Origin of the sequence: Paenibacillus thailandensis (genome assembly GCF_042685365.1) — a bacterium.
Lineage (GTDB): Bacteria > Bacillota > Bacilli > Paenibacillales > Paenibacillaceae > Paenibacillus_AP > Paenibacillus_AP thailandensis.
Window position 1 is genome coordinate 157,647 of the sequence record NZ_JBHUMY010000011.1, and the last position, 11,669, is coordinate 169,315.

Here is an 11,669-nt window from a genome sequence, read left to right on the forward strand (position 1 = left end):
CCCTTCTCCCATTCATTTTCCAATTTACTGGTTAACTATTTCGCGGCCCGGGCCGGCACTTCCTCTTTTCCCAGGCCTTGGAAGAATCACGATCGGGAAGAAAGAATGACGAGATCACGCCTTCGGATGCCAATCGGATCGGCACAATATGATTCAACCGAATGCGGCCCGCATAAGATACCGTAAAAAAAAGCCGGCCGTTCACGCTGGAACGGCACCGGCTTCTTGTTCTTTCTCGTTTGACCTAGAATGAAGAACGGCTCGAAGCTTTCACTCGAATAAAGCCAAGATCGTCCATCACCCGCAGCAAAATGACCGCCGCTTCGGCTCGGGTGGATTTGCCCTTCGGCCGCAAAGCGGTCTCCGTCACGCCCGTGACCCAACCTCGCGAAACGGACAGCTGCGCCGCTTTGCGCGCCCATGAGGATAGCTCATCCGCATCCTCGAACCGGCTTAACGCGCCGTCATCGGCCGTATCGGCCGACAAGCCTGCCGCAAGCTGCGCGAAGCGGGCGAACAGCACCATCATCTCCTCCCGGGTTACCGGGTCCTGCGGCCGGAAGCGTCCGTTCGCGCCTTGTACAAGCCCAAGCTTCACAGCTTCCTTGACATAAGCCGTATACCAAGCGTCTTCCGGTACATCCGCGAAACGTGCGTTACGATCATCCGAATCTGCTATCGGCAGCGGCGAGCCGGTTCGTTTCAGTGCTTCCACAAGCAGCTTCGTCATCTCGGCTCTCGTCACAAGGCGGTTAGGCTCGAAGCGATGGTCCGATGTCCCGGTCACCAGATGACGGCTGGTTAGAACATCCACTTCGGCACGGCTCCAATGCGATGTCATGTCGTCATACGAGTGCTTGTAGAGCAGTACCGCGTATTCGCCCCAAGCCGCAGCGGAGGCGCGAAGAACCGATCCGGATGCTTCGTCCAAGCCGCCCGCGTAAGCCCAGCCGGACGGCTCGCTTGCATCTTTGCGATAAACGCCGAGCCTTCGCGTATCGATGCCGGGTTCAAGCGCCGGGTCATACCCAAGCGCAAGCTCAATGGCGGCTGTCAATTCCCCGGGATCGCCGTTCAAGCGGTAGGTCGGAGACAGCTTCGTATAGGACTCGTTCAACGGACCGGTTGTTTCGTCGGTCACCCCATAGGAGATGTCTATGCCCTGCCCGAACGAGTTCGGTTGTACCGTAACCGTCAGCCGGCCATCGTAAGCTTCAAAGACGCCGCCCTCCTTGCCGATCTGCCACACGGAGCCGCTTCCGCCGTCCGGAGGCGTCTCGTCGTCGCCCGGCGGCGTTTGTCCCCCGCCGGAAGGCGGGTTTCCTCCTCCGCCCGTTCCGGAACCGGCTGCGGCGACGGCTTCCGAAGCGATCGATTCATTGCCCTTCTCGTCGATAGCGACCACGAACACGCGATAGTCTGCGCCTTGTTTCAAGCCCGTAATGATATACGCGGTTTGATCTTTGGCCACCTCCGCAGAGCCTGCGGGCGAACCGGCGTCCTCCTCCGCCTGCCAGCCGATACGAAGCTTCGCCAAATCGGGCGCCATCGGATTGCTCCACGAGACGGCGATTTTGCCTCTTCCGGCCGGGCTCAGCTGCAGATTCGCTACGGCGGAAGGCGCCGAGGTATCGTTCGACCGATCTTTGGCTGTCCAGCTCCAGGTAACGCCGGCAGATTCATTGCCGTACTCGTCCTTCGCCGTAACCAGAAAATCGTAACTCCTATCTTGGGACAATCCGTCGATGACGGCCCAGCTTTGGGTCCTGCCGATCTCAAGCGGCTCGCCGTAGGCATCCTCGCTTGCTTCCTTCCAGCGGATGCTTACTCCTGCATAATCCATATCCGCCGGCGGATTCCACATCAGCGAAGCCGCTTCCCCGGATAAGCCCCCCGCAAGCCCGCTCACATCCCCAGGCGGCGTCAGGTCTTCGCCTTCAATCAGCAATTCCTGCGTGAAGACGTCTGACAGCGGGATCCCCGCATAGCTCAGAACGGCCGTATTTAACGCAACCGAATAGGTCTCGCCAACCGTTAAAGGCTGATCCGGCATGAACACCGCAGCCATAGCCAGCAGCGTGTCATCCGTTCCCGGCACCGGTTCGAGTGCCTGCAGCGCTCCAGGGATTTCCTCCCCGCCTTTCGTGACCAGAATCGCCTCGTCAACGAGCGAATCGGCCCGAACCGGCTTCGTAAAGCGCAGCACAATCCGTGCTCCGCCCGGTTCGGCAGCAATCGCCTTCACCTCGGGCGGAGCGGTCGATACCATCGGCACGTTCACGTCAAGCTGGGGAGGCGGCACCTCGAGCTCGTCGCTGTATGCGGTCAAGTAGCCGTCCTTCTCAAACTTAACCTTCCATTGTCCGGGAGGCACATCCCAAGCATACCGTCCGTTCATGTCGGTCAACAACGGATTTAGCTGTTCGTACCACTCTGCATCCCAAACGTCCCAGGTTTGGTTGTCTTCGTTCCACTGGAGTGCCGTGGCGGTTACATCCGGAATCCGGTTCGCAGGGAGTCCTTCATACACATAGCCGCTCGGATCAAGGATAAAGCCCGGCTTCGCGACCGGCGGCTGGCCCGGCGGTTTTATCTCCTTGCACGGCATAACAAGCCACTGCTTCAAATAAAACTCGATGTCGTTTAATTCTCTCTCGACGACGTCGTCCAGCTTCTTGCCCGCCCACACCGTTTCCGGCCAAAAGATCAAGCCCGGCAAGCCGGGGAGCGCAACCGTACTCACCACGTTCAGCGAATTTTTAATAATTTCACTGAACACAATGTCCATTTTGATCTCCATGGCATAGCTCATATAGTACTCGCGCGCACGCTCGTCGCAAATGCTCTGCGCCAGCTCATAAGCCCTGTTGGCTCTTTCGATCGGCCCGGTAGTAATGAGCCCTTTAATGGCATTGTATAAGTCGATGCCCTGGGTTCCCTTGCCGGCGATATCAATTATAATTTTGATCGCCTTCAGCTCGGTTACGCTAGCCGCTCTTGTAAGCTGGGAAGATGAAACGGGGACATAACCGGTAATCGTGGCCGAAGCCGACGACTTGCCGAAGTTTCTCGACAGGGAGGATCCGTAAAGCGGAATTCCCGTCTCCTGTTCATATAGCAGATCGCCCGTTGTCGGGACGTAACCTGCTGCCGGGTCGTTGGAAATCGTAACCGTGACCTCCACATCGTCCGTCAGGCTGATCTTCGTTTGGATCGAGGTCTGGCCGATATTCGGCTGAACGGCCGACAGAACCTCAAAATCGCGCATTTCGGGCGGCAGCGTATTCCGCAGCTCCTGCTCCGTATAGGGAGGCGGAAGCTCTCCCGGTTCGGATTTTTTATTGTAGGTGACCACAATCGGTCCAGGATCGGATTTCAGCGTTACCGCCGCCTTGAACACGCCGTCCTCCAGACGGGCTTCCGCGAGGGTATTCCCGGTCCAAACCTCGACATTGGATATGCGCTGCGGATCCCGGAACGTTAACTCATAAAGAATCGGTTTTCCCGGCACATAAACGTATGGAAATATCGCCACACCGTCCTCCGTCCGGAACGTATGCACCCGGCCGTCCGGCTGGCGCATCGATACCTCCTCCAATCCGGGATCGCTTGGGTCATAGAGGACGATCGCCTCTTGGCCCGCCCGAACAACGCCGCCTGCCTCCACCTGCGTCCGGATCGAATGCCGCCGATGCGTTAAATCTGCAAGGGTGATGCTTGCCTGCCAAGTCCCTTCCGGTGATACGAGAGCCGAGCCAACGGCGACGCTGCCGTCCAATACCGTTACCTTGGAGTTGGCCGGCGCGATGCCGCTAACCTGAAAGGTCGGCTTCACGACAAGCTCCGGAACGTTCAGCGTCGCCTGCGCAACTTGAACAATCGCCGTGCCGATCGTCTCCTCCAGCTGCTGCTGTTCGGCCGAATAGCGGACCGCTGCCGGCAGCGCGACGCTGCTCTGCTGCTGTATTTCATCCACTTCCAGAACGAGACGGACGCTCCCTTCCTGCAGCTTGCCGATCGTACCCACCTTCACGGCCAACAGCTGGCCGTCCTGTGCAAAGTCCGTATGCGGCTGGCCATTTACGCTCACCATCCCCGGCATCAACGATATGGATTTCGGCAGCAGAACGGTAAATTCCGCTCCCTCGACCTCACTGCCGGCGTTCTTATAGGATATACGCGCGATGATTTTGCCGTCCCGCGTCGTCAGATTGGAGGCCGTCGAGAAGGAATTCCCTTCCTGCCCGGCGAAGCGTCCCGGCTTCCGAAGCGTAATGACCCCGAGATCGACCGGAAGCCCCAGCGAAGCATCGAAATCGATCTCCGCGCTGGACCCGCCTTTGCCCTTCGCAACCAACCGGTAACGTCCAGCCTGAGACAGCCCGATACGGTAGCTGCCGCTCAGCCTGGTCACGACCGACTCATCGAGGACAAGCCCGTCATCGACATACCGGTACAGCTGCTGCTGCACATAACCCGTATCGGAGCCGTCCTCCTGCTTGAAGGCCGTGAGCACTTGCGCGCCGGTAGATTCCAGCCGAATCTCCACCGCCGCTTTGTTGTCATCTCCGATAACGACCTCCTGGCAGCCCGAAGGCAGCTGCGACTGGCTGCCGTTGACGCAAATCCGGAAAGTATCTCCGGCTACCGCGGCAACCTTCATCGGAGAGCCGTAGCTGATAATCGCATGGGAAGATCTCGTCTGGAAGTGAGCGGCCGTCCGGCTGTCAATATCCAACGGCCCCTGCCATGTGCTTCCCTGCTGCTTCGTAAACAGATCAAAATCAACCGTCCCGTAATCCAGAAGTTGCAGCTCGACATCGCCGGCACCTGTTTCCGAAACCGGGACCGTCACATATTTGGAAAGCTTGCCGTTCGTCCCGTAGCTGGACGCCCGAAACCGCAGCTCGCCGAGCGGCGCAGAGAACGCAAACCCGCCATCTTCATTCGTATAGACCTTGAATATTTTCTGCGTCCCCAGAAGCTCCGCGCTTACGGCTGCGCTTTTGACAGGCTTGCCGTCCAGACCAAGCACCGTCCCTTCAACCGGGTACAGGTCCTTATATGCAAATCTAAACGGAAGCTCTTTTACCAGCCGGTCGGCCGTAAATTCGACCGTCTGGCTCTCATAAATCGGATCCTCCGGCGTGAGCGTTAACCGGTACAGCTTGCCGACCTCGGTATCCAGCCGAATGTCGTAACGGCCAAATACTCTGCCCTGCGCAGCAATCGCCCCGGACGCATCCGTCAATACGAATCTTGCATAGTTGCTATCGTCATCCTGACCTTCAACCGTACCCGTCACCCGAATCCGAAAATTCGGTTTCACCTTCACCTCGGTGATTTTCCCAAACCGGATCGCCGGCGCATCCGCCGAGGCTTCAAGCATCGAGCTGTTGACCGGACGAACGGATGCCCGGTATGTCGCCTTCTCGCGCGGAATATCGAAGGTATAGACGAGTCGATCGGCTTTTGCCGTTTCCCGCTTATAATAGCCGAAGGAGGACTCGTTGTCGTATACGATGACCGACGCTCTCTCCAGTGTGTCCGCCCAGTCTTCTCCTTCCGGAAGCTCGATATTCAGCTGAAGCCTGCCCGCGACATTCATCCCGACCGGATAAGCGTCTCCCAGCGGCATCCCGTCCGCGAGCGGTGTAACCGTCTCGTAACGGACATCTCCTTCCTCGACAAGAAATACCCCCTCATAGCTGCCGGGCGATACCTCGGTCATCGGAATCGTTTTTTTCACTTCTTGCACCGACGAGTCATCTTGAAGGCGCTGCAAAAGAAGCTCGCCTTCCAGCCGCATGCCGGGTTTGCCCGAAGCCGTCAGCTTCGCCTCGCTTGCCATAACGACAGCTTGGTAAGGGGCGTAACCGACGACCTGCGAAAACACAGCGGCCATTTCCTTAACGGCTGCCGCCGTCTGGCGCAGGTCAAACGTTAGCTGACTGCCCCCGAGCTCAAGCGTCACCGTTTGCGGTTCGGCGGCATCATATCCCGCGGGCGGAAGGACGCTAACCGTAATGGTCTCTCCTGCCTCATGCGTACCGGGCAATTGGGCTTTGCCGTCCTGATCCGCCCTGACTTCGGCGATCAAGGTATCGTCCGCCGCAGACCGGAATTCGACAATCGCCTGCTCGGCAGGCGGCTTATCATAATGAACGGCGACCGTCAACGAAGAGGGGAAATGAGGAACTAGCTTTACAGCCGTCGTCTCGGCATGCGAAATCGTTATATCGCGCTGCTCGGCCAGCCGAATCGCCCCGCTTGCGTCTTGCAGCTCCAGCGCGTAAAGCTCGCCTGCCGCCAGCGGGATCGCGTAGCTTAAGGTATTCGGATCGACCGCCATTTCGAAGACTTGCGCATTTGGCTTCGTCACGAGCAACCGGGCGCCGGAAAGCAGTTGCCGCCGCTCGGTCTCGATATCGACCGTCAGCAGCCCCGACACCTTAACCGGAAGCCGCTCCAGCGTTATAGAGTGGCTATTATCCTGAAGGGCAACGGAGATCGACGTCAGTTCGGTAATCCCTTCTCCTACCGTAAACGGAGCGCTGTAGAGGCCTTCGGTTTGAGTATCCTCGCGAAGAGTCAGGACCGTATTTTTCGGCTCGTCCCCTTCCTTGTACGATACGTCAGCCCGGATGCTCAGCCCGTGTTCGCCGCTAGCCTGAATGGTCAACTGACTGCCCGGCTTGAGCTGCTCATCGACCCACGCCGACGTCGGCACGGACCAAAATGCGGACGACAGCGGCTTCTCCGGTTCAACGTCTCCGCAGTCCGACGTACACATCATGTATAGAGCTTGACCGCGGACATAGACCAGCCGTTCTCCCGTGCCGTCCATGACGCCGTTGGACGAAGGAAGCGCCGGGTTTCCAACCACCGTAACGGCTCCCGTTTGAGTGTCGAACAGCTCGTTATAGCGGCCCATCCCCTCCACGTCCGGTTCGGCGTCGTACAATTGAGCCAACACGTACCGTCCGTCGTCGCTAAGACTCAGCTTTCCGTAGCTTTTATTCATTACGTCGGTTTCGCTGCGTCCTGCGTTCAAATCGGCGATCTCTCCGGTAGAGCGGTCATAGAGATACGGATGGCCGGGCGAAGAGCTCCCGGCGGACTCGTTATACGCGATATAACGGCCGTCGTCGCTGATGGTCAAACTTTCGTGATATTCATTGGATTTGAAGCGCCCCGTAATCGAAGAAGCGCCCGTTTCAAAAAGGTAAACGGCATGCTCCTTCCCGTCGCCCGCAGGACCCGTCAAATTCGAAGAGTCGGAAGCGAACGCGATAATCGTCCCGTTGCCGCTAATGGCCGGACTGCCGCTTTTGCCGTCCTCGTCGGGGTCAAGCGCACGGCTTACTAATATGTGCTCCCTTGTAAGCGGACTGTAGGCATAGACACGATCGTCCATCGTTAATGCCACTAACGAGCCGTTTCCGCTTATCGACGGGCCTTCCGCCTTTTCACCAGAATAGGATATATATTGAAGATTTCTTTGGGCACGGTTATACCAGTAGATGTGATCGCCGTCCTTATCCGGGGAAGCCAGCAGGTTCGTGGCATTGGAGGCGAACACAATCGAGTTGCCCGTGCGGTCCACATCGAGGTCCCACACCTCGCCGTTGATCGGAGCCCCGAACTCCGTGATGGACAGCTTCGTCTTCTCCGTCGTCTTCGTATCGAGCGCATACAGTTCCCAGCCGGTCAAATCGGCTGAACGGTCGGCATACACCACGGTCGACCCGTCCGCGCTGATCGCAACGGTAGAAGTCTCCGAATCCGAGAAGTCTGCCGTCAAATCGGCCAGCTTGACCTCTGAGGCCGGCGAGGCTCCCACCATCACTTCCGTGGCGGACGACTCGTTGCCCGCTTGGTCGACCGCCGCTACCATATATCGGTGCAACTGTCCTTCTTCCAATCCTTCAAGGATAAAAGAAGTGTCCGCCGTCAGCGCCACCTCGACATAATCTTCCGAATAAATCCTGTACTTCAGCGCATCCGAAGCGTTTGCTCCATCGGATACCTCTGGAGGCTCCCAGTTCAGCTGCACCCGATCGGAATCAAGCAAGGTCCATGTCAAGTTGCGGACCTCGCCCGGCGGCGACCAATCGATCGTCACCTGTATCGGAGACGACCGTTCGCTCCGCTGTTCCCCGTCCAAGGCTTCCGCGGTAAACACGTACGTCCCTTCGGCGTCCAGTCCGATCGTTACGCTAAAGCGGCCGTCCCCGCTTCCGTCATCCTCGACTTGAACCGGAGCTCCTGCGCTAACTTCGGGCTCGTCATCCCGCTTATACCAGACGCTAACCTCCGTACCCGGAAGGGCGCGGCCGCCGATCGTAATCGAGGTGTCGGCGCTGACGGACGGCATCTCATCCAGCACCGGAGGCGCCAACGGTTCGGCCGCATGGTCATGGTCGTAGACAGCTACCGTTACGGATTCTCCTTGTTCGGTTAAGAAATCCGCGGCAACAGGGGATGAGTCCTGCAACGGTTGCGCCTGCCCTGCGGCCGGCGTCAAGCTTCCGAATAATAGGGCGGCGAGCAGCAATACGGCTATCGCTTGCCGCCCTTCTCGTTTTGCGGCTTTCAAGAATAGAAACTCCTTTCTTTTAATTTTTTGTTGCCGAGGCCGTTGTCAAAAACGACTGACGGGCGCGGCGTTTAATCCCCAAGAACATAACATGAGTACATCTGCGGCAGATATTATCCGGAAGTAAACTTTTGCTTTTACTCCAGTCCCTCCTTCGCGCGGATCGTTAACGCCTAACTAGCATATCGAATCCGATTTCCCGAAAAGTAGAGAGTTATATCCCAATAATCGGGAAAAGAATTAGGAAATGGAGGTTCATCCCGCCATTCGGCGGACATATCAAAAAAGCCGCCGAGATTTACTCGGCGGCCTGGACGGTCTATTCATCGGCGGGCCCGTGTTCGCATACCGCGATAGTTATTACGTTCGTTCCGGCTCCCTTTTCAAGCTCAAAGCGAAATCCGCATTCTTCTTCCCCATAGCGGCCCTGCGTGGTGCCGGCCTTCTTCCCTTTCGTCCTAGCCGCGACTATTGCGCTTCTCCCGCCAAAAACTGCTCCCGCAGCAGCCCGTAATACGCGACGTCCTCGTATTCGCCCCATTTCAGCACATGCTGCCGGAATGTTCCCTCGTAGCGCATTCCGACCTTCTCCATCACCCTGCTGGAGGCCGGGTTCCGAGTCATCGCCGCCGCCCACAGCCGGTTCAAGTTCAAATCCCGGAAGCCGTATTCAACGGCTTTGCGCGCCGCTTCGGACATATATCCGCGGTTCCAATAAGGCTTGCCGAGCCAATAAGCCAGCTCCGCCCGATTGTGCGGACGGTCGACATGCAAACCGATAACGCCCATAAAACCGGAGGACGCTTTGTCCACAATGGCAAACGAAATGCCGCCTCCCTTGCGCGCCACTTCGGAACGGTACTGAATGAAGGATTCGGCCGCCCCTTTCGGGTACGGATAAGGGATCGTCAGCGTGGTGCTCGCGATATCGTAATCGTTAATGAGCTTTTCCATCGGCTCGGCATCGCTTGGGTTGAGCTGTCGAAGCAAAAGCCTTTCCGTTTCCATTGTTGGCAATTTCGATTCCTCCCGCGATTCGTTGTTCTATGCAGCGCGTTCCATGCTGCGCATGACTTTCCGGTACTTTCCAATCCCATCATAAATGGAGTTAACTCCCGATTACAAGAAAAAAAGCGCCCCGAATTCCGCTTTAAACGCGGAATTCGGGGCGCTTCTGCCGGGAAAATCAACGCTCCGCAGTTTGCGCTTCGTTGTCGAGAAGCTTATAAGCCCGCTGTACCGGGGCTGTTGTCCCCGTGCAGCAGGCTTATTGATCGCCCTATTCCTCTCTTCGGCAAAAGGATTGGCGGCTACGATTTCTGTTCGGACACGACTTCTTCCTTCGTATCGGCCACCAGCTCCTTCGCGGACGACTTGAATTCGTGAAGCGTGCGCCCGACCGCTCTTCCGAGCTCCGGAAGCTTGGACGGGCCGAATATGATCAAGACGACAACCAAAATCATAATCAAGCCGGGAATTCCGATATTTTGAAACATGGGAGCAGCCTCCATTCGTCGTTACGCGATTTGCGTTTTATTTTTGTTTCGGGTACGCAGCGAACGCTTCGATCTCGATCAGCCAGTCCGGATTGACGAGACTTGCAACGCCGACGGTAGACCGGGCAGGCTTCGTCGGATTATCCTCCGTATTAAAAAATTTCGCGTAAGCGTCGAACCAGCCCTGATAATCGTATTCGCCGCCTTTGGCCGCATCGGGCGCGATATAGACGCGCAGATAAGTGACGTCCTTCAAGGACAAGCCTTGTTCCTTCAAACCGGCCTCCAGCGTCTTCAGAACGCCTTCGGCTTGCGTTTTCGTATCCCCGTAGCGTTCGTAAACCGTGGTCCCTTCTTTGTTAAGCAGCGGCGGAACGGTGCCGCTTGTCCAGTAGGCCGCAACGCCCTTCGGTATGGCCACCGCGCTTGAAATCGAAGACGCCGGCGTGCCGAAATATTCGACTTTCTGTATGATTTTGGTCCCTGCATACACGGAGGCTCCCGCGAAACAAGAAAGCAGCGCCGCCGCCGTCGCGATTTTCAACGAATTTCTCATTTTTCCCCTTCCTCTCTCCTCAAGGATCGTTTAGCGCTACTCCTGCAGCACCCGCTGATGAATCTCGGTCACGACGGAACGGGCCGATTCGATACCGCCGGCCATCCACGCCGTAATGTAGCTCATATGCTCGCCTGCCAGATAGACGCGGCGGTCCGGCTTGCATAACGTCTTGTAAATCGTTTGCCGCTGGTCGCCGGTATAGGACACCCAGCCGCCGAGATTGTACTTGACGCTTTTCCAATCCACCGAGAAGGACGATTCGAATTCGTCGTAATATTGCGGGTGGATTTTGGCGCCTTGCGCCAAAGCGTGCTTCTCCCGCTCCTGCGGAGACATCGCCCCTAGCTTGTCCGCGTTCGCTCCGAACGCATAGTAGCCAAGCAGCACGCCTTTCTTATCCAAGTACCGGGTAGGCGGATAATAGATCGACGAGATATCCATGTTCGTCAGCGTGTTGCCGCCGTAAATTTGCTCGTCCTCTTCCCAGAAACGGCGCTTGAATTGCAACCCGATCTTTCCGGCCGAGGCGTAATTGACGCTGTCGATCGCGCTTTTCATCTCCGCGGAGAAGTCCGCTTTGATCGACTTCAGGACGGACAAGGGAATCGTACAAATGCAATAATCGCCCGTAACCGTCTTCTCTTTCCCGCTTTTCAAGTCCTTATATTTCACCGTGACGCTGCTTTCGCCCTGCGATATTTCGGTCACCTCGGAGTTGTATTCGATCACGCCCTTCAGCCTTTTCTCGAAAGCGTTCGGAATCGCGTCAATCCCGCCTACCGGGTGGAACATCATCATCTGCTGGTCGTAGCTGTATTCGCTGCTGAAGAAATTGCCGAAGCCGGAATTCAGAATCGCCTTCATGCTGAACGGATCCCGCAGGACGCCCGCATCGAGGCCCGATCCCGGCTCGTCCTTGTAGCCTCCCCGCGAGGAGCCTTTGTAGAACAAATCCTTGTCCAGATCGCCTTCGGCCTTCAAATAATTGACCAGCTTCTCCTTCTCCTCGGGCGTT

At 57.2% G+C, this 11,669-nt stretch carries 5 protein-coding genes; all 5 read right to left on the reverse strand.

Features of this window, described 5'->3' with window-relative positions; all coding sequences use genetic code 11:
• Positions 1-244 precede the first annotated feature (244 nt).
• The gene (locus tag ACFSW5_RS11225) at positions 245-8,599 is read right to left on the reverse strand and encodes an S-layer homology domain-containing protein (protein WP_379272772.1); all 8,355 of its coding nucleotides are present in this window, start codon (positions 8,597-8,599) and stop codon (positions 245-247) included.
• A gap of 468 nt (positions 8,600-9,067) precedes the next feature.
• Complete coding sequence (locus ACFSW5_RS11230; RefSeq protein ID WP_379272887.1) at positions 9,068-9,607, reverse strand: GNAT family N-acetyltransferase; 540 nt, start codon at positions 9,605-9,607, stop codon at positions 9,068-9,070.
• A 302-nt stretch (positions 9,608-9,909) separates the two neighbouring features.
• The gene (locus tag ACFSW5_RS11235; RefSeq protein ID WP_379272774.1) at positions 9,910-10,095 is read right to left on the reverse strand and encodes a twin-arginine translocase TatA/TatE family subunit; all 186 of its coding nucleotides are present in this window, start codon (positions 10,093-10,095) and stop codon (positions 9,910-9,912) included.
• A 37-nt stretch (positions 10,096-10,132) separates the two neighbouring features.
• Positions 10,133-10,651, reverse strand: a complete 519-nt coding sequence (locus ACFSW5_RS11240; RefSeq protein WP_379272776.1) for a RidA family protein — start codon at positions 10,649-10,651, stop codon at positions 10,133-10,135.
• 36 nt (positions 10,652-10,687) lie between these two features.
• On the reverse strand, positions 10,688-11,669 hold a 982-nt coding region (locus ACFSW5_RS11245; RefSeq protein ID WP_379272779.1), incomplete at its 5' end, for a flavin monoamine oxidase family protein.

What these genes read in the sequence shown, in the direction of transcription:
- ACFSW5_RS11240 (WP_379272776.1), bottom strand. Translation starts at nt 10,651, where the DNA reads ATGAGAAATTCGTTGAAAATCGCGACGGCGGCGGCGCTGCTTTCTTGT.
- ACFSW5_RS11230 (WP_379272887.1), bottom strand. Translation starts at nt 9,607, where the DNA reads ATGGAAACGGAAAGGCTTTTGCTTCGACAGCTCAACCCAAGCGATGCC.
- ACFSW5_RS11235 (WP_379272774.1), bottom strand. Translation starts at nt 10,095, where the DNA reads ATGTTTCAAAATATCGGAATTCCCGGCTTGATTATGATTTTGGTTGTC.